Annotated in this window: 25 protein-coding genes; 11 read left to right on the plus strand and 14 right to left on the minus strand. The window is 67.6% G+C overall.

The window, feature by feature from the left end; translation table 11 throughout:
- The first annotated feature begins 89 nt into the window (after positions 1–89).
- Both ACQCX5_RS03470 and ACQCX5_RS03475 read left to right on the plus strand, forming a co-directional pair.
- Positions 90–1,889 (plus strand): DEDD exonuclease domain-containing protein, encoded by a 1,800-nt coding sequence (locus tag ACQCX5_RS03470; protein ID WP_434540575.1) that lies wholly within the window; start codon positions 90–92, stop codon positions 1,887–1,889.
- A 9-nt stretch (positions 1,890–1,898) separates the two neighbouring features.
- Entirely contained in the window at positions 1,899–2,168 is a 270-nt protein-coding gene (locus tag ACQCX5_RS03475) for an Lrp/AsnC family transcriptional regulator (protein ID WP_434540576.1), read from the plus strand.
- 82 nt (positions 2,169–2,250) lie between these two features.
- On the opposite strand, the gene ACQCX5_RS03480 is transcribed toward ACQCX5_RS03475, so the two are convergent.
- Complete coding sequence (locus ACQCX5_RS03480; protein WP_434540577.1) at positions 2,251–2,802, minus strand: peptidylprolyl isomerase; 552 nt, start codon at positions 2,800–2,802, stop codon at positions 2,251–2,253.
- Positions 2,803–2,893: 91 nt separating this feature from the next.
- Between ACQCX5_RS03480 and ACQCX5_RS03485 the strand changes: the two genes are divergently transcribed.
- The 3 genes from ACQCX5_RS03485 to ACQCX5_RS03495 all read left to right on the plus strand — a co-directional run bounded on the left by ACQCX5_RS03485 (position 2,894) and on the right by ACQCX5_RS03495 (position 5,395).
- Positions 2,894–3,943: a sunset domain-containing protein gene (locus tag ACQCX5_RS03485; protein ID WP_434540578.1), complete on the plus strand. Its 1,050-nt coding sequence runs from the start codon at positions 2,894–2,896 to the stop codon at positions 3,941–3,943.
- A gap of 155 nt (positions 3,944–4,098) precedes the next feature.
- Entirely contained in the window at positions 4,099–4,635 is a 537-nt protein-coding gene (locus ACQCX5_RS03490) for a hypothetical protein (RefSeq protein ID WP_434540579.1), read from the plus strand.
- A gap of 31 nt (positions 4,636–4,666) precedes the next feature.
- Positions 4,667–5,395, plus strand: a complete 729-nt coding sequence (locus ACQCX5_RS03495) for a prepilin peptidase (RefSeq protein WP_434540580.1) — start codon at positions 4,667–4,669, stop codon at positions 5,393–5,395.
- Positions 5,396–5,471: 76 nt separating this feature from the next.
- On the opposite strand, the gene trpD is transcribed toward ACQCX5_RS03495, so the two are convergent.
- Genes trpD through ACQCX5_RS03510 form a run of 3 tightly spaced genes read right to left on the minus strand, consistent with a single transcriptional unit; the run spans position 5,472 to position 8,029 of the window.
- Positions 5,472–6,533: an anthranilate phosphoribosyltransferase gene (gene trpD, locus ACQCX5_RS03500; RefSeq protein ID WP_434540581.1), complete on the minus strand. Its 1,062-nt coding sequence runs from the start codon at positions 6,531–6,533 to the stop codon at positions 5,472–5,474.
- Positions 6,526–6,972, minus strand: coding sequence for a response regulator (locus tag ACQCX5_RS03505; protein ID WP_434540582.1), 447 nt, complete (start codon positions 6,970–6,972; stop codon positions 6,526–6,528). Before ACQCX5_RS03505 ends, trpD begins: the two co-directional genes overlap by 8 nt.
- Complete coding sequence (locus ACQCX5_RS03510) at positions 6,962–8,029, minus strand: cytochrome c oxidase assembly protein (RefSeq protein ID WP_434540583.1); 1,068 nt, start codon at positions 8,027–8,029, stop codon at positions 6,962–6,964. The genes ACQCX5_RS03505 and ACQCX5_RS03510 overlap by 11 nt, the downstream gene beginning before the upstream one ends.
- A 128-nt stretch (positions 8,030–8,157) precedes the next feature.
- On the opposite strand from ACQCX5_RS03510, the gene ctaE reads away from it, so the two are divergent.
- The 4 genes from ctaE to qcrB are packed head-to-tail and all read left to right on the plus strand — an operon-like array spanning position 8,158 to position 12,530.
- On the plus strand, positions 8,158–8,862 hold the full coding sequence (gene ctaE, locus ACQCX5_RS03515) for an aa3-type cytochrome oxidase subunit III (protein ID WP_434540584.1): 705 nt from the start codon (positions 8,158–8,160) through the stop codon (positions 8,860–8,862).
- 19 nt (positions 8,863–8,881) lie between these two features.
- A complete protein-coding gene (gene qcrC / locus ACQCX5_RS03520) occupies positions 8,882–9,682 on the plus strand; it encodes a cytochrome bc1 complex diheme cytochrome c subunit (RefSeq protein WP_434540585.1) in 801 nt (266 codons plus the stop codon).
- Entirely contained in the window at positions 9,679–10,803 is a 1,125-nt protein-coding gene (gene qcrA / locus ACQCX5_RS03525; RefSeq protein WP_434540586.1) for a cytochrome bc1 complex Rieske iron-sulfur subunit, read from the plus strand. The genes qcrC and qcrA overlap by 4 nt, the downstream gene beginning before the upstream one ends.
- Entirely contained in the window at positions 10,803–12,530 is a 1,728-nt protein-coding gene (gene qcrB, locus ACQCX5_RS03530) for a cytochrome bc1 complex cytochrome b subunit (protein ID WP_434540587.1), read from the plus strand. Before qcrA ends, qcrB begins: the two co-directional genes overlap by 1 nt.
- A gap of 78 nt (positions 12,531–12,608) precedes the next feature.
- Here the strand turns inward: qcrB and ACQCX5_RS03535 are convergent, their stop codons facing one another.
- Both ACQCX5_RS03535 and ppk2 read right to left on the minus strand, forming a co-directional pair.
- The gene (locus ACQCX5_RS03535; RefSeq protein ID WP_434540588.1) at positions 12,609–12,968 is read right to left on the minus strand and encodes an MGMT family protein; all 360 of its coding nucleotides are present in this window, start codon (positions 12,966–12,968) and stop codon (positions 12,609–12,611) included.
- Positions 12,949–13,887 carry a polyphosphate kinase 2 gene (gene ppk2, locus ACQCX5_RS03540; protein WP_434540589.1) on the minus strand — a complete coding sequence of 313 codons (939 nt, stop codon included), beginning with the start codon at positions 13,885–13,887 and terminating at the stop codon, positions 12,949–12,951. Before ppk2 ends, ACQCX5_RS03535 begins: the two co-directional genes overlap by 20 nt.
- A 96-nt stretch (positions 13,888–13,983) precedes the next feature.
- Between ppk2 and ACQCX5_RS03545 the strand changes: the two genes are divergently transcribed.
- Positions 13,984–15,459, plus strand: coding sequence for a GuaB1 family IMP dehydrogenase-related protein (locus ACQCX5_RS03545; RefSeq protein ID WP_434540590.1), 1,476 nt, complete (start codon positions 13,984–13,986; stop codon positions 15,457–15,459).
- 18 nt (positions 15,460–15,477) lie between these two features.
- Here the strand turns inward: ACQCX5_RS03545 and ACQCX5_RS03550 are convergent, their stop codons facing one another.
- Positions 15,478–16,014, minus strand: a complete 537-nt coding sequence (locus ACQCX5_RS03550) for a TetR/AcrR family transcriptional regulator (RefSeq protein WP_434540591.1) — start codon at positions 16,012–16,014, stop codon at positions 15,478–15,480.
- A gap of 84 nt (positions 16,015–16,098) precedes the next feature.
- Between ACQCX5_RS03550 and ACQCX5_RS03555 the strand changes: the two genes are divergently transcribed.
- Positions 16,099–17,115 (plus strand): NAD-dependent epimerase/dehydratase family protein, encoded by a 1,017-nt coding sequence (locus ACQCX5_RS03555; protein ID WP_434540592.1) that lies wholly within the window; start codon positions 16,099–16,101, stop codon positions 17,113–17,115.
- A 74-nt stretch (positions 17,116–17,189) separates the two neighbouring features.
- On the opposite strand, the gene ACQCX5_RS03560 is transcribed toward ACQCX5_RS03555, so the two are convergent.
- From ACQCX5_RS03560 to ACQCX5_RS03590, 7 genes are all read right to left on the minus strand, one after another.
- Positions 17,190–17,585 (minus strand): cytochrome c oxidase subunit 4, encoded by a 396-nt coding sequence (locus ACQCX5_RS03560; protein WP_434540593.1) that lies wholly within the window; start codon positions 17,583–17,585, stop codon positions 17,190–17,192.
- Positions 17,582–19,276: an aa3-type cytochrome oxidase subunit I gene (gene ctaD / locus ACQCX5_RS03565; protein ID WP_434540728.1), complete on the minus strand. Its 1,695-nt coding sequence runs from the start codon at positions 19,274–19,276 to the stop codon at positions 17,582–17,584. Before ctaD ends, ACQCX5_RS03560 begins: the two co-directional genes overlap by 4 nt.
- A 20-nt stretch (positions 19,277–19,296) precedes the next feature.
- Positions 19,297–20,163: an aa3-type cytochrome oxidase subunit II gene (ctaC, locus tag ACQCX5_RS03570; RefSeq protein WP_434540594.1), complete on the minus strand. Its 867-nt coding sequence runs from the start codon at positions 20,161–20,163 to the stop codon at positions 19,297–19,299.
- Between the two features lie 172 nt (positions 20,164–20,335).
- Positions 20,336–20,689: a HesB/IscA family protein gene (locus ACQCX5_RS03575; RefSeq protein ID WP_434540595.1), complete on the minus strand. Its 354-nt coding sequence runs from the start codon at positions 20,687–20,689 to the stop codon at positions 20,336–20,338.
- A 269-nt stretch (positions 20,690–20,958) separates the two neighbouring features.
- Positions 20,959–22,056, minus strand: a complete 1,098-nt coding sequence (locus tag ACQCX5_RS03580; protein ID WP_434540596.1) for a glycerate kinase — start codon at positions 22,054–22,056, stop codon at positions 20,959–20,961.
- A gap of 16 nt (positions 22,057–22,072) precedes the next feature.
- Positions 22,073–22,363: a PspA-associated protein PspAA gene (pspAA, locus tag ACQCX5_RS03585; protein WP_434540597.1), complete on the minus strand. Its 291-nt coding sequence runs from the start codon at positions 22,361–22,363 to the stop codon at positions 22,073–22,075.
- Positions 22,360–22,596, minus strand: coding sequence for a hypothetical protein (locus ACQCX5_RS03590; protein ID WP_434540598.1), 237 nt, complete (start codon positions 22,594–22,596; stop codon positions 22,360–22,362). The genes pspAA and ACQCX5_RS03590 overlap by 4 nt, the downstream gene beginning before the upstream one ends.
- Between the last annotated feature and the right edge of the window lie 290 nt (positions 22,597–22,886).

Here is a 22,886-nt window from a genome sequence, read left to right on the forward strand (position 1 = left end):
CTGACATTTCTGTGGCTGGCATCGTCGCGGCTGGCCGGCCCTCGTGCTGCTGGACGGGTTTTGTCAGACCTGCCCCCTAGCTTGGCCCCATGTTGACCAGCACCGCGACCAGCACCACCCGAACCGCCTCGAGCACGCGCAGCGCCGCCTACCGCGCCGTGCAGCCCTCACTCGATGACCTGGGCACGCCGCTGGCCGAGACCACCTTCGTGGTGGTCGACCTCGAGACCACCGGTGGTTCGGTCGACGACACCATCACCGAAATCGGTGCCGTCAAAGTGCGCGGGGGGCAGGTGCTGGGCGAGTTCCAGACCCTGGTCAACCCGTCGGTCCCGATCCCGCCGCTGATCGCCGTGCTCACGGGCATCACCAGCCAGATGGTGGCCGATGCCCCACGCCTGTCGGCGGTGCTGCCGACATTCCTCGAGTTCGCTGCCGGCAGCGTGCTGGTTGCCCACAACGCCGGGTTCGACATCGGTTTCCTGAAGCGTGCCGCCGGGGCGCAGCAGCAGTCATGGCCCGGCTTCCCCGTCATCGACACCGTCGCCCTGGCCCGGCAGGTGCTGCTGCGCGACGAGGTGCCGAACGTCAAGCTGTCGACGCTGGCCCACTACTTCCACGCAGCCACCACCCCGAACCACCGCGCCCTGAGCGATGCCCGGGCGACGGTCGACGTACTGCACGGGTTGATCGAGCGGGTCGGCAACCTCGGCGTTTCGACACTCGAAGACCTCAACGACCTGACCCACCACGTCTCGCCCCAACGGCGGGCCAAGCGGGTGTGGGCAGACGACATCCCGGAACGACCGGGCATCTACTGGTTCCACGCCGACCTGCCCGATCCCGACAACCCCGGCCAGGTGCGCCGTGAAGTGCTCTACGTCGGCAAGTCGGTCAACCTGCGTCGCCGGGTGCGCTCCTACTTTTCGGCTGCCGAGAAGCGGTCGCGCATGGAAGAGATGGTGCGCGTCGCCACCGGCGTCGGTCACGTCGAATGCGCCACCCCGCTCGAGGCCGAGGTACGCGAACTGCGCATGATCGCCTCGCACTCCCCCCGCTACAACCGCCGCTCGCGCAACCAGCACAGGGTGGCCTGGGTGAAACTCACCCACGAGGCGTTCCCCCGGCTGTCGATCACCGGCAGGATCCTCGACGACGGCGCCGACTACTGGGGTCCGTTCAGCGGGCGCAAGCAGGCAGAACTCGGGGTACTGGCACTGCAGGACGGCTTCCCTGTGCGCCAGTGCACCAAGAAGCTGTCGACCCGCACACCTACGCCCGCGTGCGCGCAGGGTGAGATGGGCCGCTGCCCGGCGCCGTGCCAACTCGGCGAGGGAGCGGATGAGTACTCGGCGGTGGTCGAGCGGCTGCGCGATGCACTGCGCCACGATGTGCGCCCTGTGGTCGGCACCATGGGCAGACGGCTCAACCTGCTGGCGGGCCAGCACCGGTTCGAAGAGGCCGAACAACTCACCCACCGCCTGCGCACCTACCTGACCACCACCCGCCGCTGGCACCGGCTCGCCTCGCTGTCGCGGATCCCCGAGATGGTGGCCGGCCGCCACGACGGTACCGGTTGGGAACTGCATGTGATTCGCCATGGTCGACTCGCCGGTGCCGCCTGGGCCGGCCCCGGCACCCGACCGCGTGAGGTGGCCGAACAGACCGCACAGCTGGCGGCGAGCGTGGCGCAGCCCGTCCCCGGTGCCCCGGCGGCCTCGGTCGAAGAAGCTGAACGCGTCGCCGCCTGGCTGGAACAGCCGGGGGTGCGCATCATCGAGGTGCAGGGCGACTGGGCGTGGCCGCTGCACGCGGGGCTGCCCGAGCACGAAGTCACGCGGCTGGCCAACGTCACCCTCGTCGATGATCCCGACGGGGCCTGGGGCTAAGCTCGCCCCATGATCACCGCCGTCGTCTTCGTCCACGCCGATGTCTCGTCCATCCCCGATGTGGCCGAGGCCATCGCCGAGATCCCCGGCGTCACCGAGGTCTACTCGGTCACCGGCTCCATCGACCTGATCGCACTGGTGCGAGTCAAGCAGGTCGATGACGTGGCCACGGTGGTGGCCGACAAGCTCAACAAGGTGCCAGGTGTGATCGACACCGAAACCCACATCGCCTTCCGCACGTTCAGCCGGCACGACCTCGAGGCTGCGTTCAGCCTCTGAACCGGACGACGCGCACGCGCAACGGGCGGGCACCCCTGCTCGGGGTGCCCGCCGTTCGTGTCGGTCTGCGCTGCAGCAGGTCTCAGATGAGCTCGACGCGCTCGATGACGACCGGCTCGACCGGACGGTCCATGCGACCGGTGCGCACACCAGCGATGGCGTCGACCACCTTGGCCGAGGCCTCGTCGGCAACCTCGCCGAAGATGGTGTGGCGGCCGTTCAGGTGCGGGGTCGGCCCGACGGTGATGAAGAACTGCGAACCGTTGGTGCCGGGGCCTGCGTTGGCCATGGCAAGCAGGTAGGGCTTGTCGAAGACCAGGTCGCGGTGGAACTCGTCACCGAACTTGTAACCCGGCCCACCCGTGCCGGTGCCCAAGGGGCAGCCGCCCTGGATCATGAAACCGTCGATGACGCGGTGGAAGGTCAGTCCGTCATAGAAGTTGCCGGTGGTGCGCCCACCGGACTCGGGGTCGATGTATTCCTTGGTGCCACCGGCCAGCCCGACGAAGTTCTCGACGGTCATGGGAGCCTTGTCGGCGAACAGGTTGACGGTGATGTCACCGTGGTTGGTGTGCAGGATGACCTGGTCAGTCACAGTTGCTTGCCTCTCGATCGATGCAGTGTCGCCAGCCATTCTAGGGCGTGCGGCTCCAGACCCCGGTACGGTGGAAGCACGCTCGATCACGAGCAGCTCGACTACGAGCCAGACAACCTACGGAGGAACCGTGTCCCGCAAGAACAAGCACTTGCAGCATGCTGCCGACGAAACCCAGACCGCCGCTGACAAGGGGGCCGCAGCCGTCGAGCACGCTGCCGCTGCCGTCACCGCCGCCGTCGCCGCCCTGAGCGACTACCTGACCCAGGCCCAGGACAAGGTGGCACCTGCCGCGCGCACCGCGATCGGCAAGACCCTGGATGCTGCAGGAACCGCCCGAACCCAGCTCGAGCCGCACCTGGCCGACGCCTACGCCGCCGTCGCCCCGACCCTCGACCAGGCCAAGCACAAGGTGAACGAAGACCTGGTGCCCCGGCTCGCCGAGCTGCGCCACGCGGCGGGTAGCAAGGTGAGCGAAGACCTGCTGCCGCGGATCGCCGAACTGCGCCAGACCGCTGAGCAGGACGCCCGCGTGCAGGACGCCATTGGCCGGGGCACCGCGGCATGGGCTGCGCTCAAGGGCGAAGCCGCGACCGTCGAGGCCGCCACTGCCGAACTCGAGCCGGTCAAGAAGAAGAGCCTGGGCGCGACCATCGCCAAGGTCGCCGCCGTGGGTGCGCTGCTGGCCGGTGCCGCGGTGGCCGTGCGGCAGTTCCTGCTGTCGAAGGACGACGGCTGGACCGCCCACGAGCCGAGCCCGGCCTACACCCCGACCCCCCGCGCCGACAACGAGGTGGTGTTCACCACCACCACGCCCGCCAGCCCGGCAGCAGGCGCCGAGGACGTCACCGAAGAGGTGCCCGTGCCCTCGACGCACACCCACTCGGCTGATGTTCACAGCGAGGGTGACCCCGTCGCCGACATGGTCGAAGAAGGCGGCCCGGTGGCCAGCGAGGCAGCCGACCTCGACGAGCAGGCGGCCACCGCAGCCACCCCGCTCTACGGCGACGGCGCCTACGTCGGGGCCGAGCCCCCCGAGGGCTTCGTCATCAAGGGCAACGAGCGCTCGAAGAAGTACCACGTGCCCACCTCAGGAGGCTACGAGCGCACGATCGCCGACGTCTGGTTCAACAGCGAAGAGGCGGCCCAGGCCGCGGGCTTCTCGAAGGCCCAGCGCTGACGCTGCGACACCACCCTGCGGGGCCCGGGCCGATTGGTCCGGGCCCCGCCCGGTTCCTGAAGATTGCGGGCCCCGACTCACAAACCGGCCCTCGGGATGGGCTTCAAGGGGTGAGAGCACTCACCACGAGCGCTGCCACCCCCGAGGAGCCCACCATGTGCAACCCGCTCACCCCCCGCCCCGACCGCTGGCGGCTGATCACCGATCCCGAGGGCACCGGCCCCCGGGTGCCGGGTTGGCCCTTCCGCCGCCACCTCGTGCATGTCGCCGAAACCTGCCACCTGCCCTGGCGCGCCGCAGCCCTGGCTGCGGGCCTCACGTGGCAGGCCGGGGGGCGGATCGCTCGTGTCCGGCGCGACGCCGGGGCAATCCCGACAATGGACGCAGCTGCCGTGCTCGCGCTGAGCCCCGGAACGCTCGAAGGGGTGCTGCGTCGCCCGGTGCAGGCCCCGCATGCCCCGCACATGGTGCGCGCACTGCTGGCAGCAGGGTTCACCGTGCCGCGCCTCGCCCAGTACCTGTGCCGCAGCGAGGCCGAGGTGGCCGGCCTGGCCGGCGGGTCGGCGCATGCCGGAACAACGGTGCGCACCGAACTGCTGCTCGCCACGGCGCTGCTGTCCGCCGGACTCGTGTGCCCGCTCGCCGGAGCGCAGGCCCACCCGCCACGTCCATCACGGCGCGTGGCCGCATGAGATGGGCTCGTCCCCGCCTAGGCTGCCTGGCGTGGCCACGCTCATGACCCCGCACGTGCTCGGCGGCGCGCCATGGTCGGTCCTGTGGTGGCCGGGCATCGCCACCGGGCTGGTGGCCATGCTGCTCGCGTGGGCAGTGGCCCGGTTCCTGGTGCCGGGCCTTCCAGAGCCCGAGCCCGACACCGACGACGAGTTCGTCAAACCGACCTACCGCAGCCTGCGCCATCCGCGCATGATCGTGCCCAGCATGCTCCTGGCCCTGGCCGCGGGGGTGCTGGCCCCGGCCAGCGGAACACTCATCTGGTCGACTGTCGCCCTGGCGGGCTGCGGGGCGGCGCTGGTCGTCGTCGATGCCCTGACCACCTACCTGCCCATGCGCCTGCACCTGCTCACCAGTGCCCTGATGGCCCTCGGGGCCATCATCGGGGTCACGCTGTTGGCCCCCGAGCGCTGGCTGCCGGTGCTGGTCGGTGCCGTCTGCGGTGCCCTGGCCAGTCACGCCCTGTTCTGGCTCATCTGGCGCTGGGGTCAGGGCTTTGGCTACGGCGACGTGCGGCTCGCGGCGCTGCTGGGCGGCTGGGCGGGCGCCCAGGGCGTGCAGATGTGGTGGCAGTCGCTGTTTGCCGGCGTCGTCGTGGGTGCCATCGTGGGTGTCACGATGGCCGCGTGGCGCAGGCGCCACCCCTCACCGCTGGGTTCGGCCTTCCCCTACGGCCCTGCCCTGTGGGCAGGACCGTTCATCGCACTGGTTCTGGGCTGACTCGTCCTGGGCTGACTGGTCCTGGGCTGACTGGTCCTGGGCTGACTGGTCCTGGGCTGACTCGTCCTGGGCTGACTCAGACCCCCGCAGCAGCAGCCTGGCTGAGCGGGATCCACGTGTCGAGCATGCGCTGGGCCGCCCCCGAGTCGATCGCTTCACCGGCCCGCTGCAGGGCCGCACGCAGCTGGCCTGCGAACCCGCCGTCCAGGTCGGGCCCGTCGAACGAGACCAGTGCAGCCGCCGCGTTGAGCACGACAATGTCGCGCACCGGGCCCAGCTGCCCGGCGAACACATCACGGACGACCTGGGCGTTGTGCTGCGGCGGGCCGCCAGTGAGGTCTGACGGCTTGGCCGCCTGCAGCCCGAGCGTCGAGGGGTCAACAGTGGTCTCGACGAGCCGGCCGTTGTCGAACAGCCACACCTGCGACGTGGTCGTGGTGGTCAGCTCGTCGAGCCCGTCGCCGCCGTGAAAGACCATGCCGCGGCTGTCACGACGCGACAGCACCCCGGCCATCAGTGCCGCCATCCGCTGGTTGGCCACGCCGATGGCCTGTGCGCGCGGACGGGCGGGGTTCGACAGCGGTCCCAAGAAGTTGAACGTGGTCTGCACGCCGAGCTCTTTGCGGGCGCTCGCGGCGAACCGCAGCGACGAGTGGAACCTGGGTGCGAACAGGAAGGTCATGCCGACCTCGTCGAGGATCCGGGCGTGTTCGCCCACCGGAATGTCGAGGGCCACGCCGAGCGCCTCGAGGCAGTCGGCGGTGCCGCACATCGAGCTCGCGGCCCGGTTGCCGTGCTTGATGACCTTTGCCCCGGCAGCTGCGGCCACCATCGAGGCCATGGTCGAGATGTTGACGGTGTTGGCGCGGTCGCCACCCGAGCCGACCACGTCGACGGCCTCGCGGTCGAGTTCGATCTGGACGGCGCGACCGAGCATGGCATCGGCCATGCCGCCGATCTCATCGATGCTCTCGCCCTTGGCCCGCAGCGCGACCGCGAGCCCCGCGATCTGCACCGGGGTGGCGTCGCCGGACAGCACCTGGTCCATCGCCCACCGGGCGGTGTCCTGGTCGAGGTCGCGCCCCTGGATCAGCCCCGTCAGCACATCAGGCCAGGTGCGGGCACTCACCTCAGGCATGCGTCACGGGCGTCGCGAACTCGCCGTCGGCGGGTGCCCCGGCCCGGTGCTTGCGCACCATCTCGGCGAAGATCCCGGGCAGGGTGGTCGGGTCGACGGGCAGTCCGGTGACGGCCTCTGCCCGCGACCAGGCAGCGAGCCAGGCGTCGTCCTGCCGTGCGACGAGCACCAGGATCGGTGGGCAGTTCGCCACCTCGTCGTGCAGCTGGTAGCTCAGGCCCATGCCACCGGCCGGCACGGCCTCGCCGTCGAACACCAGCGCATCGAAGGTCTCGTTGTCGAGCGCGCGCACCACGGCAGGGGCGGTGGCGAAGTCGACGGTGGTGATCTCGGGCAGGTCGGCGGCCACCCATCGTCCCAGCGCCACCCGGATGTCATTGCGGGTGTTGTGGTCGTCGGAGTAGACCATGACCTTCAACGGCTGCTGCTCAGCGCTCATCGGGATCGTCCTTCACATCAGTGTCCTGAGGGTGGTCGTGCGGTTGCGTCACGGCATCCGCATCGTCGGAGCCCACTGTAGTCATGGGCTGCTGCTGATCGTAACGTCCGTCCCTCGAACCCACGACGCCACCCTGCGCTGCGGCACGGGCGGCGGCCAGTTCCTCTTCGCGGTCCAGGGCCCGGTCGATGCGCCTGGCCTCCTTCTGGGAGTCCCGGAACCAGTTGATCGCCAGCCCCGACAGCACCGTGAACATCGTCAGGTCACCGGTGGCCCACAGGATGCCCCCCGCCCAGTACTGGTCGCTCATGGGACTGAGGCCCCAGTCGCGGTCGAAGGCCAGGTACCAGTCCTCGGCGATCAGGCGCTGGGCGCCCATGATGGTGACACCGATGAAGGCGTGCCCCGGCATCGCCAGCAGCACCAGCATGAACCGCAGCGGGTAGGGCACCTTGTTCGGCAGCGGGTCGACGCCCATGATCGGCACGAAGAAGCACACCCCGGCGACCACCATCCAGATGTGCAGCACGTCGTGGGCCCAGTCGTTGCGCATCGTGAACTCGTAAAGGGGCGTCATGTACAGGGCGAACGGGTAGCCGATCATCACCGCGGTGGTCAGCGGCGGGAACAACAGCACCTTGGCGACCCACGAGTGCAGTACTGCGAGCAGCCACGACCGTGGACGATGCGGCAACGCACGCAGCGCGAGGGTCACCGGCGCCGCCTGCGCGATGTGCACCCCGGCGATCATGGTGATCACCATGTGCTGCACCATGTGCACCCAGAACAGCACGTTGTCATAGACGCCCAGGAAGCTGAACAGCGCGACCCAGATGCACCCCATGCCGACCAGCCACGAGATCGTGCGGAACACCGGCCAGCGGTCACCGCGCCGACGCAGGCGCGCCACCCCCCACAGGTACAGCGCCACCGATACCAGCAGCGGGATCGCCGCCCATGGTGAGATTTCCCACATCGTCAGGTAGGCCCACCCTGACAGGGGTTCGATGGCATCCTCCGGACGGGCATGCAGCGGGATGAGCGTGGCGAACGTCATGCAGGGAATTTAGCGCACCCCTCGAAGGCTGCTTGAGGGGCCTCGGTAAGCTAACGCTGTCGCAACATGTGTGGCCCAAACCCCGGTCTGACATGACCCAACGCCAGTTTTCGGGCAATAATGACCCCGTGGCTACTCAACAGACGACTCGCACCATCGCGGTACCCACTGGGGCACTGCATCCCATTGCACCAGCACGCCTGAACAAGCCCCTGGGCCGACCGGACACTGTGGCCGTCGGCACGTGGGTGTGGCTCGCCAGCGAGCTCATGTTCTTCGCGGCGCTGTTCGCGGCGTTCTTCATGATCCGCGAGAACACCTACGCGCTCGCTGACGCCGCCGGCACCACTGCACTGTGGGTGAGCGAAAAGGCACACCTCGCGGTCACGTTCGCCGGGGCCAACACCCTGATCCTCGTGCTCAGCTCGGTGACCTGCCAGTTCGGTGTGCACGCGGCCGAGCACGGTCAGGTCAAGCGCACTGGCGGCGCGCTGAACCTCGCCAAGTGGGGCATGCGCGAGTGGTACATCCTGACCTTCGTGCTGGGTTCGGTCTTCGTCACCGGCCAGGTCTTCGAGTACGCCACCCTCATCGGTGAGGGCTTCACCCCGTCGAGCAACGTCTACTGGTCGCTGTTCTTCCTTGCCACCGGCTTCCACGCCCTGCACGTGCTCGGCGGCCTGTTCGCGTTCCTGTTCACGCTGGGACGCACCTACATGGCCCGCACGTTCACCCATGAGCAGACCGTCACCGCGATGGTCGTCTCGTACTACTGGCACTTCGTCGATGTGGTCTGGATCGTGCTGTTCTCGGCGATCTACATCCTCCCCTGACCCCGAAAGGTAAGCACTGATGCGATTCCTCTCCACACGCCGGCGCCACCCTGCGGCCAAGCCACTGGCCCTGGTGCTCGCGCTGTTCGTCATGGGTGGTCTGTACGCCGCGTTGGCTCCCGCCACACAGTCCAACGCCGACACCACAGGCCAGGCACAGATTGCCCAGGGCAAAGACCTGTTCGAGTTGAACTGCTCGTCCTGCCACGGCCTCAACGGTGAAGGCACCCCCGAGGCCCCGTCGCTCATCGGCGTGGGTGCTGCTTCGGTCGACTTCCAGATGGAGACCGGCCGCATGCCCATGGCCCGCCCCGGTGCCCAGGCCCCGGCCAAGAAGACCCTGTACAGCGCTGAAGAGATCTCGGCGATCGCGGCCTACGTGGCCAGCCTCGGTACCGGACCCGCGATCCCCAGCGAGGACCAGTACAGCGGCACCGGTCTCGACGCGAAGGCCATCGCCCGCGGTGGCGAGCTCTTCCGGGCCAACTGCTCGGCCTGCCACAACTTCGAGGGTGGTGGTGGCGCGCTGCCGAACGGCAAGTACGCACCCCCTCTCACCCAGACCTCGGACAAGCACATCTACGAGGCCATCCGCACCGGCCCGCAGCAGATGCCCGTGTTCAGCAAGGGCGTGCTCACCGACCAGGACGTCAAAGAGATCGTCGGCTACCTGAACACCCTGCACGACTCGCCCAACGGCGGCTTCGACCTCGGTGGTCTCGGCCCCGTCGGTGAGGGCCTGTGGGGCTGGGTGATCGGCCTCGGCGGCGTGCTTCTCATCATCACCTGGATCGCGTCGAGAGGAGCTCGTGCACGATGAGCGACCAGTACCACACCCCCACCCCCGTGCCTGCTGTCCAGGAGGGTCCGCTGAGCCCCGTTGACTACGAGGCGATCCCGCTGACCACCCCGGACGGCCCACCCGTGGCCGACCCGGGCCTCGAGGAGCACGTGGAGCGCCTCACCGACGTCGACGAGGCCGCAGGCAACCGCGCCTACCGCCAGGTGCTCGGCATGCTGGCCCTGGTGCCGCTGCTGGCCATCGCCTTCGTCGTGATCTACTTCGCCGTGCCGAAGACCACCACCATCACCTTCGGGCCGCTGCACACGTACGCTCAGAACCTGTTCCTGGGCCTGACCGGCGGCCTCGCCGTGCTGCTCATCGGGCTCGCGCTCGTGCAGTGGTCACGCCAGCTGATGAACGATGCCGAGTTCGTCGACCTGCGCCACCCCGCATCTTCGCCCGAGGCCGTGCAGAAGGAAATGGTCAAGCAGCTCGACGACATGGTCGACGACACCCGCCTGGGCCGGCGCCCGCTGATCGGCGGCGCCCTGCTCGGCGCCATCGGCATCGCCGTCGTGCCCGCCGTGGTCGTGCTCGCGGACATGGGCCCCCACCCGGGCCCGGGCCTGCGTGCGGCGACCATCGAGAAAACCGTCTGGGCCGAGGGCGTCCGACTGGTCAACGACATCACCGAGAAAGAGATCCGTCCCGAAGACATCGAGATCGGCCAGCTGATCAACGGCCAGCCCGCCTCGCTGTTCGAACTGCACGGCACGCCGTTCATCCAGGCCAAGGCCAAGTCGTCGATCGTGGTCGTGCGCATGGAGCCCGACCGCATCAAGATCCCCGAGTCCCGCAAGGACTGGCAGGTCGGCGGCATCCTCTGCTACTCGAAGATCTGCACCCACGTGGGCTGCCCGATCTCGCTGTGGGAGCGGACCACCCACCACCTGCTGTGCCCCTGCCACCAGTCCACGTTCGACCTGGGTGATTCCGGTGTCGTCGTGTTCGGCCCGGCGACCCGCTCACTGCCCCAGCTGCCGATCAAGGTCGACGCAGAGGGCTTCCTCGTCGCCCAGCGCGACTTCGACGTGCCGGTCGGCCCGAGCTACTTCGAGCGTGACTCGCGCAATGACTACAAGAAGGGTGACAACTGATGGCCAAGTCCACCACCGTCACTGACACCCCGTCTGCTGACATCACCCCGAACGAGCCGGCCAAGCCCAGCGCGCTCAACGCAGCCGCCGGCCCTGCCAAGTGGCTCGACGACCGCCTGGCGATCGGCTTCCTCGGCAAGCCGATCCTGCGCAAGGTCTTCCCCGACCACTGGTCGTTCATGCTGGGCGAGATCGCGCTGTACTCGTTCATCGTGCTGCTGCTCACGGGCATCTTCCTGACCATCTGGTTCAAGCCGTCGATGGCAGAGATTGAGTACGAGGGCTCCTACCAGCTGATGCAGGGCATCATGATGTCCGAGGCCTACGCCTCGACCCTTGACCTGTCCTTCGACATCCGCGGTGGCCTGCTCGTCCGGCAGATCCACCACTGGGGCGCGATCCTGTTCGTGGCCTCGATCATGTTCCACATGCTGCGCGTGTTCTTCACCGGCGCGTACCGCAAGCCCCGTGAGGTCAACTGGCTCATCGGTGTCGGCCTGTTCGCGCTGGCCACCGTCGAGGGCTTCGCGGGCTACTCCCTGCCCGACGACCTGCTCTCGGGCACCGGTCTGCGGTTCGTGGACGGCCTGGTCCGCTCCATCCCGCTGATCGGCACCTGGGCCGAGTTCTTCATCTTCGGCGGGGAGTTCCCCGGCAACATCGTCGTGGCACGCCTCTACATGGTCCACATCCTGCTGGTGCCGGGCATCCTGCTGGCACTGATCGCCGCACACGTGGGCCTCGTCTTCTACCAGAAGCACACCCACTACGCGGGCCCGGGTCGCACCAACAACAACGTCGTCGGCATGCCGATGTTCCCGCAGTTCGCGGCCAAGGCCGGCGGCCTGTTCTTCGTCGTGTTCGGCGTGCTGGTGCTCATGGGTGGCCTGATGCAGATCAACCCCGTGTGGAAGTACGGCCCCTACAACCCGTCCCAGGTGACCGCCGGCTCGCAGCCGGACTGGTACATGGGATGGCTCGAGGGCGCCATCCGCATCGTGCCGCCACTCGAATCGCACATCGGCTCCACGACGTGGACCTGGTCGGTGTTCCTGCCCGGTGTCGGCCTGATGACCGCCCTGTTCGTCGTCCTCGGCGCCTGGCCGTTCATCGAGTCGTGGATCACTGGCGACAAGAGCGAGCACCACATCGCCATGCGCCCGTACCAGGCACCGACCCGCACGGCCCTGGGCGTTGCCGCGATGACCGTCTATGGCCTGTTCTGGATCGCCGGTGGCAACGACATCATCGCCACCACCTTCCACCTGAACCTGAACGGCATCACCTACTTCCTGCGGATCGCAGTTTTCGTCGGCCCGATCATCGCGTTCATCATCACCAAGCGCATCTGCCTGGCCATGCTGCGCCGTGACCGTGAGCGGGTGCTGCATGGTGGCGAGTCGGGCATCATCGAGCGTTCGCCCGATGGCGGCTATTCCGAGGCCCACGAGCCCATCTCGGCGGACGAGGCCTGGACGCTGACCCAGGACAGCCCGGTCAAGGCCGTCGAGGCCGGCGAAGAGGTCGACGCCAACGGTGTGCCGACCGGCAGGAAGGTCTCAAAGCTGCGTGCCGCCATGGCCCGTTGGTACGAGGGCTACCACCCCGAGCAGCTGACCGCTGAAGAGATCGAGGCGGCGCACAGCCACCACGACGACCACGCAGTCGAGGCCGGTCATGACACTGAAGAGCTCGAGGGCGACAAGCCCAAGGCACTGCAGCACTGATCACCTGCACAGACAGCACAACGGGCGGTTCCCCTCGGGGAGCCGCCCGTTTGGCATCGTGGTTGGGGGTTGCGTCCGCTACCCCGCTCCCCCACCGGCACGCGCATAGTCCCGGGCCAGCGCCACCAGGTCAGCACGGTGGCGTCGCAGCGCACAGGCCCGGCCGTTGGCCGCCAGCGCGATCCCCTCGGCCTGCCAGTGGTCGCGGGCGCCGTCCACGGGCAGTTCACCGGACGCGTTGACGACGCGCCACCAGCAGACCTCGTGGCCGTGCTGTGACATCACCCGCCCCACGCGTCGCGCCGACGTGCCGACCAGCTCGGCGAGGTCGCCATAGGTCACCACCCGCCCGGGTGGCAGCTGCTCGACGGCGAGCAGCACGCGGTCGACGACCGCGTCCCCACCCCGGGACGAGCGGTCAGTCCTGGACGGATTCACGCCCGCGCTGCACGATCAGTGGGTCGGGGTCGTAGACCACGGAGTCGTCGCGACCCTCGTAGTCGAACTGGTTCAGGAAGAAGCGCATCGCGTTCAGCCTGGCCCGCTTCTTGTCGTTGGATCGCACTGCCGTCCACGGGGCATGATCGGTGTCAGTGGCAAGGATCATCGCCTCTTTGGCCTCGGTGTAGGCCTCCCAGCGGTCGAGGGATTCCAGGTCCATCGGCGAGAGCTTCCAGCGCCGCACCGGGTCGATCTGGCGGATCGCGAAGCGGGTGCGCTGCTCACGCTGGGTGACCGAGAACCAGAACTTCGTCACATGGATCCCCGACTCGACCAGCATCTTCTCGAACTCGGGCACCTGACGCATGAACACGTCGTATTCCTGCTGCGTGCAGAAGTTCATCACGCGTTCGACGCCGGCGCGGTTGTACCAGGACCGGTCGAACAGCACCATCTCACCCTTGGTCGGCAGGTGGCGCACATAGCGCTGGAAGTACCACTGGCCGGCCTCTTCGTTGTTCGGCTTGTTCAGCGCCACCACGCGCGCGGCACGGGGGTTGAGGTGTTCGGTGAACCGCTTGATGGTGCCACCCTTGCCGGCCGCATCGCGTCCCTCGAAGATGATGAGGTGCTTGAGGTCATGGTCCTGGCCACAGTACTGCAACTTGAGCAGTTCGACCTGCAGCTTGTACTTCTCGTCCTCGTACTCGGCACGGCTCATCAGCTCGTCATAGGGAAAGTCTTCACGCCACGTCTCGACGGCGCGTCCCTGGGGATCGATCAGCGCCGGGTCTGGGCTCTCGGGGTCCCCGACCGTGTAGCCTTCGTTGACGAGCTGGTCGATGAACTCCCGCAGGGTGAGCCGCTCCTCCTGTGCCTCGTTGAGCTCTGCACGCAGCGCGATCAGGTCGACCATGGTGACTCCTCCATCCGTCCGGGTTCACCACAACCCTAGTGACCGCGCCCGAGTGTCCGGCTGGATTGGCAGGTGAACAATTCGGAACATCTGGCGATGTTTGAGACACTGAAGTACGTGAAATTCCTCGGTGAGCCCCCGGTCTACGACCTGACCTACAACGACGTGTTCATGGCCCCCAACCGCAGTGCGGTCGGTTCGCGCCAGAATGTCGACCTGACCAGCACAGATGGTCTCGGCACCCCGCTGCCGCTCGTGGTCGCCAACATGACGGCGATCTCTGGACGACGCATGGCCGAGACCGTGGCACGCCGCGGCGGCATCGCCGTCCTTCCCCAGGACATCCCCACCGAGTTCGTCGCCCGCGCGATCGCCCGGGTCAAGGGCGCCCACCCGCAGTGGGACACGGCAATCACCCTGGCACCCACCACCACCATCGGTGAGGCGATGTCGCTGGTGCAGAAGCGTGCGCACGGCGTGGCAATCGTCGTGCGTGACGGTGCACCGGTGGGCCTGGTCTCGGCGTCGGAGTTCGAGAACGCCGACCGATTCGCCCAGGTGCAGGACGTCATGACGACCGACCTGACCACCATGGACCCCGACGCCTCGCCCGAAGAGGTGTTCAACACCCTGGCCGCACAGCACCAGAAGGTCGCCATCGCCGTCAGGGACGGCCGGCTCGTCGGCCTGATGACCTCGAAGGGTGCGCTGCGCTCGGCGCTGTACACCCCCGCCCTCGACCCGCAGGGACGGCTGATGATCGGCACGGCCGTGGGCATCAACGGTGACGTGGCCGGCCGCGCCCGCACCCTGCTCGAGGCCGGCTCGGACGTGCTGGTCATGGACACCGCCCACGGGCACCAGCAGAAGATGATCGAGGCGCTGCAGGCCGTGCGCGTCGTTCGCGACGAGTTCGCCGCACAGACCGGACGACGCATCCTGCTCGTCGCGGGCAATGTCGTGACGGCAGACGGCGTGCGTGACCTCGTCGAGTCCGGCGCCGACATCATCAAGGTCGGTGTCGGGCCGGGCGCCATGTGCACCACCCGCATGCAGACCGGTGTGGGCCGGCCGCAGTTCAGCGCGGTGCTGGAATGCGCGGCCGAGGCCCGCAAGCTCGGCAAGGCCGTGTGGGCCGATGGCGGCGTGAAGCACCCCCGCGACGTGGCCCTCGCCCTGGCCGCTGGAGCCGGCTCGGTGATGATCGGGTCGTGGTTCGCCGGCACGCACGAGTCCACGGGCGACATGCAGGTCGACCACCAGGGCCGGCTGTACAAGGAGTCGTTCGGCATGGCCAGCGCCCGCGCGGTGCGCCACCGCACCATGAACCAGAGCCCCTTCGACCGGGCCCGCGCCGCCCTGTTCGAAGAGGGCATCTCGAGCTCGAAGATGTACCTCGACCCGGCCCGCCCGGGCGTGGAGGACCTGCTCGACTTCATCACCTCGGGCGTGCGGTCGTCCTGCACCTATGCGGGCGCCTCGAACCTGGCCGAGTTCGCCGACCGCGCCCTGGTCGGCGTGCAGAGCTCTGCCGGCTACGAAGAGGGTCGCCCGGTGTCGGCCAGCTGGTGACGCTCGGCTGCCGGCGGCTCAGGTCAACAGCTTGTCCACGGTGAACTCCACGAGCCGCACCAGCTTCTGCTGGTCGGTGATGCGTTCACGCAGGCCATCGACGGCCGCCAGCACGACCTCGGCACGCTCGGCCGGGGCGTCCACCCCTGCCTCGGTGAGCAGTGCGGTGATGGTTTGCTGGGCGAGGTGGTGCACCTCGCCCAGCGTGCCCGGTGCCAGCCGGGCGAACTCCTGCTGCAGTTCAGCCGCGTGCGGGGAGTCCCCCAGCACTGACTCCAGTGCGCGGTACTTCGCGACCAGTGCTGCCCGCGCCCGCTGGGTGGGGTCGCCGGACGCAGCGAGCGCTGCAGCGAAGCCGGCCCTCGCCTGATCGAGCACCCGTTCGCCGATCACCGTCAGCAGGGTCTGCTTGTCGGGGAACCGGGCGTAGAGCGTGGGTTTTGCCACGCCGGCGGCCTGGGCGATCGCCTGCATGGTGGTGCCGCGGTACCCATGTGCGATGAACAGCTCCTGGGCAGCGGTCACGATGGCGTCGGTGCGATCGGGCCGTGGCACTACTCCTCCTTGTTCTGAACGGATTGAACGTCTATCGTTCATTTCGTAAGTTCATTCGGTGACCCTCATCCACCAGGAGACGACGTGTCAGACCTCATCGTAATCACCGGCATCACCGGGTTCCTCGGCAGCCACCTCGCGCGGACCGCACTGCAGGCCGGCTACAGGGTCCGTGGCTCGCTGCGCGACCTCACCCGGGCAGAAGCCATCCGCGCGGCCCTGGCCGCGTCAGGTGCGCCCGTTGACGAGCTCGAGTTCGCACAGCTCGACCTCACCCGTGACGAAGGCTGGCAAGAGGCCATGGGGAGCGCCCGCTTCCTGCTGCACTCGGCCTCCCCCTTCGTGACCACCATGCCGCGGGACCGTCAGGACCTGATTCGTCCCGCCGTCGAGGGCACTGACCGTGCCATCACCGCGGCACTCTCGGCCGGGGTCGAGCGCATCGTACTGACGTCATCGACCGTGACGATCTCGCACGGACGCGGCAGGAACGGCAAGCCCCACCTCGATGCCGACGACTGGATCGACGAGCACGGTGGCCCCATGACCGCCTATGCCGAGTCGAAGACGCGCGCGGAGCGGCACGCCTGGCAGTTGGTCGCCCAGGACCCCGCCCGGCTGACGGCGATCAACCCCGGCTTCATCCTCGGCCCCACGCTCGATGACGACCCGGGCACGTCGGGCGCCACCATCCTGCGCCTGTTGCGGGGCCAGATCCCGATGTCACCGAACCTGACCCTGCATGTGGTCGATGTGCGCGACGTGGCCAAGGTGCACGTGGCTGCCCTGACCGACCCGGTCGCCGCCGGCAAGCGGGTGCCCACGGCATTCGACGCGATCGACATCCACGGGATTGGCCAGGTGCTGGCGCAGCGCCACCCCGACTACGCCCGCCGGATGCCCCGCTTCCGGGCGCCCGACTGGTTGATCCGCGCCTATGCATTCGTGGACGGCGACATGCAGGCCAACGTCTCGGAGCTCAGCTACGCACCCACCCTGGACGCCGGGCTGGCACGACAGCTGCTGGGCCGCGAACCGATCGCCACGGGCGATTCCATCAGCGAGATGGCGGACGGGTTCATCCGGCGCGGGTTGGTGTGATCCCCCGCCGGGCACAACGCAGGCGGCCCCGGTTCCTCGACAGGAACCGGGGCCGCGTTCGTCCAGCGGGATGATCAGTGCGCGTAGTCACCGCGGTAGAACTCGAACACCCAGCCCGAGATCGACCAGATGGCGACGCCGAAACCGACGATCGTGAGCCACCAGCCCAGCGGCGGGCCCAGTGCGATCAGCGACAGGGTGATGGCCACCCACAGCGGCCAGATGCTCTTCGGCGCAAAGAAACCGAGGGTGCCTGCACCCTGGTAGATCTCGGCGTCGACGTCGTCCTCGAGGCGCTTGCCGGTCGACTTACCCGCAACGCCCAGGTAGACGGTGATGATCGCGCACATGACGGCCGACAGTCCCAGTGCGACCGTGCCCACCAGCTCCTTGCTCATCACGTAGTAGGCGGCACCGACCACGACGAAGTAGAGCACCAGGGCCCCGAAGATCTTCTGTTCTGTCTTCATCGCACGAGCTCCTTCTCAAGTTCTTCGTCGTAGCGCTCGACGACCTTGCTGTCGATCTCGTACTCGGAATTGGCGAGTTCGGGATGGTTCAGGTCGAAGGCGGGGTACGGCGAACGGATGCGCGGCAGGCTGGTGAAGTTGTGGCGCGGCGGCGGGCTCGCGGTGGCCCACTCCAGCGAACGTCCCCAGCCCCACGGGTCATCGACGCCGACCTTGGGCTGCTTGCTGGTGATCCAGACGTTCCAGAAGAACGGCAGGAAGCTCGCGCCCAGCAGGAACGCACCGAAGGTCGAAATCTGGTTGAGGGTGGTGAAGCCCTCCCACGCGCCGTAGTCGATGATGCGTCGCTGCATGCCCTCGACGCCCAGCCAGTGCTGCACGAGGAAGGTGGTGTGGAAGCCGATGAACAGGGTGACGAAGTGCACCTTGCCCCACGTCTCGTTCAGCATGCGACCCGTGATCTTGGGCCACCAGAAGTAGAGGCCGGCGAACATGGCGAACACGACGGTGCCGAAGACGGTGTAGTGGAAGTGGGCGACCACGAAGTAGGTGTCGGTCACGTTGAAGTCAAGCGGCGGCGAGGCCAGGATGACGCCGGTCAGGCCTCCGAACAGGAACGTGGTGAGGAAGCCGATCGACCAGAGCATGGGTGTCTTCAAACTGATCGACCCGCCCCACATCGTGCCGATCCAGTTGAAGAACTTCACCCCGGTGGGCACTGCGATCAAGAAGGTCATGAACGAGAAGAACGGCAGGTTGACCGCACCGGTCGCAAACATGTGGTGGGCCCACACCGAGACCGACAGGGCACCGATCGACAGGGTGGCGAGCACCAGGCCGACGTAGCCGAAGACGGGCTTGCGGCTGAACACCGCGATGACCTCGGTGATGATGCCGAAGAACGGCAGGGCGATGACGTAGACCTCGGGGTGGCCGAAGAACCAGAACAGGTGCTGCCACAGGATCGGGCCGCCGTGGGCGGCGTCGAGGATGTGGGTACCCATCACGCGGTCAGCCTCGAGGACGAGCAGGCCCGCGCCCAGCACGGGGAACACCAGCAGCACGAGGATGCCGGTGACCAGGATGTTCCAGCAGAAGATCGGCATGCGGAACATGGTCATGCCGGGGGCTCGCATGCAGATGATGGTCGCGACGAAGTTGACCGAGCCCAGGATCGACGAGATGCCGAGCAGGTACAGGCCCATGATCCACAGGTCGCCACCCACGCCGGGGGTGTTGATGGCGTCCGACAGCGGGGCGTAGGCGAACCAACCGAAGCTGGCGGCACCGCTAGGGCTCAGGAACCCGCTGCAGGCGATCAGCGAGCCGAACAGGTAGAGCCAGTAGGCCAGCATGTTGAGTCGCGGGAAGGCGACGTCGGGGGCACCCAGCTGGATCGGCAGGATGAGGTTGGCGAAGCCCGAGAACAGCGGCGTCGCGAACATCAGCAGCATGATCGTGCCGTGCATCGTGAACAGCTGGTTGAACACTTCCTGGTTCATGAACTGCATGCCTGGCTCGGCGAGTTCCAGTCGGATGCCGAGTGCCAGCAGGCCACCGAACAGGAAGAAGATGATCGACGTGACGAAGTACAGGTGCGCGATCTTCTTGTGGTCGGTGGTCGTGAGGTAGTCCATGGCGATCGACCCGATGGAACGGGCCTTGGCTTCACTCCGGGATTCGGTGCGCACATCGGTGCGAGCAAGCGTGGTCACTTGTGCTGCTCCTCTGCAGGCTTGGTGGCGATTGAGGTGGCCGAGACCTGGACCTTCTTCTCACCGGTCTGACCGTTCGCGGCCAGTTCCTTGAGCTTGGCGTAGTACTCCTGCTCGGTCACCACGTGCACCTTGAAGATCATGTGGGCGTGGTAGGTGCCGCAGAGTTCAGCGCACTTGCCGTCGTAGGTACCCAGCTTGGTGGGGGTCACGTCGAACGAGTTGGCGTGGCCGGGGATGACGTCCAGCTTGAAGTAGAACGCGGGGATCCAGAACGAGTGGATGACGTCAGGGCTGGCCAGGTTGAACCGGACCGGCTTGTTCACGGGCAGGTACAGGTCGGGGATCTGCGACATGGTGCCGACCTGGTGCACGACGTCGCCGACCTCGGGGTTCTCGGCCTCCATGTAGTTGAAGGTCCACGACCATTTCTGTCCCACGACGTTGATGGTGTGGTCAACCGGCTCGGACTTGTCGAGCACCTCGTTCTGTGCCTTCACGGTGAAGAAGAACAGCACCGCGATGATCAGCAACGGAATGATGGTGTACATCAGCTCCATCGGCAGGTTGTACTTGGTCTGCTTCGGCACACTGTTGCCGCGGCGGCGACGGTAGCGCACCGCGGCATAGATGATCAGGCCCCACACCAGCACGCCGATGGTGAGGCTGGCGATCCAGGCGCCGACCCACAGGTTGCCCATGATCGGTGCACGATCACTGGCGGGCTCCAGCATGCCGAATCGCGCACCTTGACCGCTGCATCCAGCCAGGACCAGCATCGCTCCAACGGCGCCGAGCGCCGCCACCCCACGGCGGATACGCGATCCGCCGCCCGGGTGCTTGACATGGCGGTTGAAGCTCACGTCGTCGTACCTCCGGTATTCGAGTGCCTATACCACGCGGGTCCGCGTCGAACCCACTGGGGTAGCGTAACGCAAAAGCGCCATCCCAGCGGACGATGCCGCATGTGGGATGGCGCAGTTGACAAGCAGGTTGACCGCCGGATACCGGCGAGTCCCCCCGTGCAGGCAGGGCTCAGTGGAAGGAGTCACCACAGGCGCACGAGCCACCGGCGTTGGGGTTGTCGATGGTGAAGCCCTGCTTCTCGATCGAGTCGACGAAGTCGATGGTCGCACCCGACAGGTAGGGGGCGCTCATGCGATCGGTGACGACGTTGACGCCCGAGAAGTCGGTGACGATGTCGCCATCGAGCGACCGGTCGTCGAAGTACAGCTGGTAGCGCAGGCCGGAGCACCCACCCGGCTGCACGGCGACACGCAGCGCGAGCTCGTCGAGGCTGCCTTCAGTCTCGAGCAGCGACTTCACCTTGGCGGCGGCACCGTCGGTGAGCGCGATGCCCTGGATGCTCTGTTCAGCGGTGGTGGTCATTCATTGTCCCTTTCGCGAGCCCGGCAGTCGGGTTATCGGGTGGCGCCTCGCTGGGGCGCCTGAAGGTCAAGCGGTTGGCATGAGTCTACGCGCCGTTCGCGCTGCACAGAAGCCGACCCTTGATTAGTGGTCCCTCAGCGTCTCCAAATTCGCCGACGGCGGACGAACGCGCGCGATTGTGGGCAACATCACAACGGCGCCTGATCCACACTGTGGACACCTCTTCAGGTCCACGCGTCACCAGGTCCACGCGTCACCAGGTCCACGAGTCACCAGGTCCACGAGGCCGCCACGGGCCTGGTCGCCGACAGCAGAGCGTCGGCGTCGATGGGTTCACCCTGGCCGACCGCCTGCACCGAGTAGGCCGCCTCGACACCGATCGAGCGCAATTCACGCGCCGAGATGAAGTTCTCACCCGCCACCACCACGACCGGGCGCAGCGCCCCTGTGGCCATCGCCAGCACCGTGGTGAGCACGTCTCCGCCCATCGTGCCGAAGTCCAGTTGCGCTCCACCGGTCACGACCAGGTCGGCGCGGGCGATCGTCCCCGCGAGCCCGGCGCGCGCTGCCAGGTGCGCAGCACCGGTGGCGACGGCACCGCCGAGCGCCAGCACCGCGAACCCGACGCCACCGGCAGCACCTGCGCCTGCGGTGGTGGCCAGCTTCGGCTGCCCCACGGCCGCGGCCAGGTCGACCAGCGCCTGGTCGGTGGCCAGCAGCAGTGCCGCATCGAGACCCGCCGCATGGCCGCGCACCGACGTGATGCCCTTCAGCCCCACGAGGTGTTTGGTGTGTTCCCCCGACGGCACCACCAGTTCGAGGGTTGCCCCGTCGAGCCAGCCCAGAGCCAACGACACGTCGACCGCACTGATGCCACGCAAGCCTGCTACGCCCTCGTCAAGGGTCCGGTCTGCACTCGCGCCGAGCGCACCGAGCAGCCCTGCTCCCCCGTCATGGGCAGCGATGTCACCCAGTTCAAGCACGATCTGGACGACGCGTCCGCGCGTGCGGGCCCCGTCGACCACGGCGCGCACCAGGCGACCGAGGCCCGCGGTGCCGGCCGACTGGTCGATGCCCGGACCAGCCGGGTTGTGTTCCGGACGAATCGCGACCAGCAACTCCTCCGGGGACTCCGTGTCGTTGCCCAGCGGTGCCTCGATGACCTGGGCGACACCGTTGTCGGTGCTGACCAGCGTCGACGGGGCGGCAACCAGGTCTGCCAGTGCGGAATGGAACCCCTCGAGGGCGTTCCCAAGGGGTACGACAGCCACCTGCACATGACGCTCCGCCCAGGCGGTGGCCATGGCGGCACCTGCCTGGGCGGAGGTCAGAGCTGGGTAGCGGTCCGTAGCGACCACCACTCTCACGTTGTGTGCTCTCCGATCAGCTGGGGATCAGGCCTTCATCCGACCCGACGCTCTCGAGGAACTCTGCTACATCTTCGATCGTTGAGCCAACATCAGGGATGATCAGGTCAGAATCGGCCAGGACATCGTCGGGCACTGCCGACCCGAGTTCCTTGATGTGCGCGACCAGACCCTCGAGGGCCTCGGTGAGGGCTTCCTGGTCGCGCTGCTGCATCGCCAGTTCAACCTTCGCATCGCTGGACTGCAGGTCGTCCAACTGCTCGGGCTCAACGGACCACTGGCCCTCACCCAGGATGCGAATGATCATGCGTCGTCCTCCTGGGTGGCCTCGCCTTCCACCACCTCGTCCCCAGCTTCCGCGGCGCGCTCCCGGGCCAGGCGCTCCAGGTCTTCCTTGGCGTGGGCCTGGTACTGGGGGGCGTCGTCCTCGACCTCGGGCTGGTAGTTGGGGTTGGTGTGGCTGTGATGCTCCGGCTGGTACCCGGGATTGGCATGCGTGCCGGACTCCAGGGTCTGGCCGGGTTCAAACTGGTCAGTCATGGCTGAACTCCCATCGTCTCACTGGTTGCCACTGGCAGGATTGCCATTGGTGTTGGGGCCGCCCGGGTGGGCCTGCGGCGCCTCGTACTGAGGGGTCACGGGGGCCTGGGGCGACTCGTGCTGGGGCGCCTCGTACTGAGGAGCCCCGTACCGCTGAGCCTCAGGCTGCGCCTGGGTGGCTTCATACTGCGGTGCATGGGGGGCGTCGTGGGCGGGTGCCTGGGGGGCGGCGGGTGCCTCGTACGCGGGGGCCTGCGGGGCCTGCTGCTGCGGCTGGTACTGCTGCGGCG

Origin of the sequence: Aestuariimicrobium sp. G57, from assembly GCF_050110855.1 — a bacterium.
In the GTDB taxonomy this organism is placed as follows: Bacteria; Actinomycetota; Actinomycetes; order Propionibacteriales; family Propionibacteriaceae; genus Aestuariimicrobium.

What these genes read in the sequence shown, in the direction of transcription:
- ACQCX5_RS03490 (WP_434540579.1), top strand. Translation starts at nt 4,099, where the DNA reads ATGTGCAACCCGCTCACCCCCCGCCCCGACCGCTGGCGGCTGATCACC.
- ACQCX5_RS03545 (WP_434540590.1), top strand. Translation starts at nt 13,984, where the DNA reads ATGTTTGAGACACTGAAGTACGTGAAATTCCTCGGTGAGCCCCCGGTC.
- ACQCX5_RS03480 (WP_434540577.1), bottom strand. Translation starts at nt 2,802, where the DNA reads ATGGCTGGCGACACTGCATCGATCGAGAGGCAAGCAACTGTGACTGAC.
- qcrA (WP_434540586.1), top strand. Translation starts at nt 9,679, where the DNA reads ATGAGCGACCAGTACCACACCCCCACCCCCGTGCCTGCTGTCCAGGAG.
- ACQCX5_RS03475 (WP_434540576.1), top strand. Translation starts at nt 1,899, where the DNA reads ATGATCACCGCCGTCGTCTTCGTCCACGCCGATGTCTCGTCCATCCCC.
- qcrC (WP_434540585.1), top strand. Translation starts at nt 8,882, where the DNA reads ATGCGATTCCTCTCCACACGCCGGCGCCACCCTGCGGCCAAGCCACTG.
- trpD (WP_434540581.1), bottom strand. Translation starts at nt 6,533, where the DNA reads ATGCCTGAGGTGAGTGCCCGCACCTGGCCTGATGTGCTGACGGGGCTG.
- ACQCX5_RS03510 (WP_434540583.1), bottom strand. Translation starts at nt 8,029, where the DNA reads ATGACGTTCGCCACGCTCATCCCGCTGCATGCCCGTCCGGAGGATGCC.
- ACQCX5_RS03470 (WP_434540575.1), top strand. Translation starts at nt 90, where the DNA reads ATGTTGACCAGCACCGCGACCAGCACCACCCGAACCGCCTCGAGCACG.
- qcrB (WP_434540587.1), top strand. Translation starts at nt 10,803, where the DNA reads ATGGCCAAGTCCACCACCGTCACTGACACCCCGTCTGCTGACATCACC.
- ACQCX5_RS03505 (WP_434540582.1), bottom strand. Translation starts at nt 6,972, where the DNA reads ATGAGCGCTGAGCAGCAGCCGTTGAAGGTCATGGTCTACTCCGACGAC.
- pspAA (WP_434540597.1), bottom strand. Translation starts at nt 22,363, where the DNA reads ATGATCATTCGCATCCTGGGTGAGGGCCAGTGGTCCGTTGAGCCCGAG.
- ACQCX5_RS03590 (WP_434540598.1), bottom strand. Translation starts at nt 22,596, where the DNA reads ATGACTGACCAGTTTGAACCCGGCCAGACCCTGGAGTCCGGCACGCAT.
- ppk2 (WP_434540589.1), bottom strand. Translation starts at nt 13,887, where the DNA reads ATGGTCGACCTGATCGCGCTGCGTGCAGAGCTCAACGAGGCACAGGAG.
- ACQCX5_RS03560 (WP_434540593.1), bottom strand. Translation starts at nt 17,585, where the DNA reads ATGAAGACAGAACAGAAGATCTTCGGGGCCCTGGTGCTCTACTTCGTC.
- ACQCX5_RS03575 (WP_434540595.1), bottom strand. Translation starts at nt 20,689, where the DNA reads ATGACCACCACCGCTGAACAGAGCATCCAGGGCATCGCGCTCACCGAC.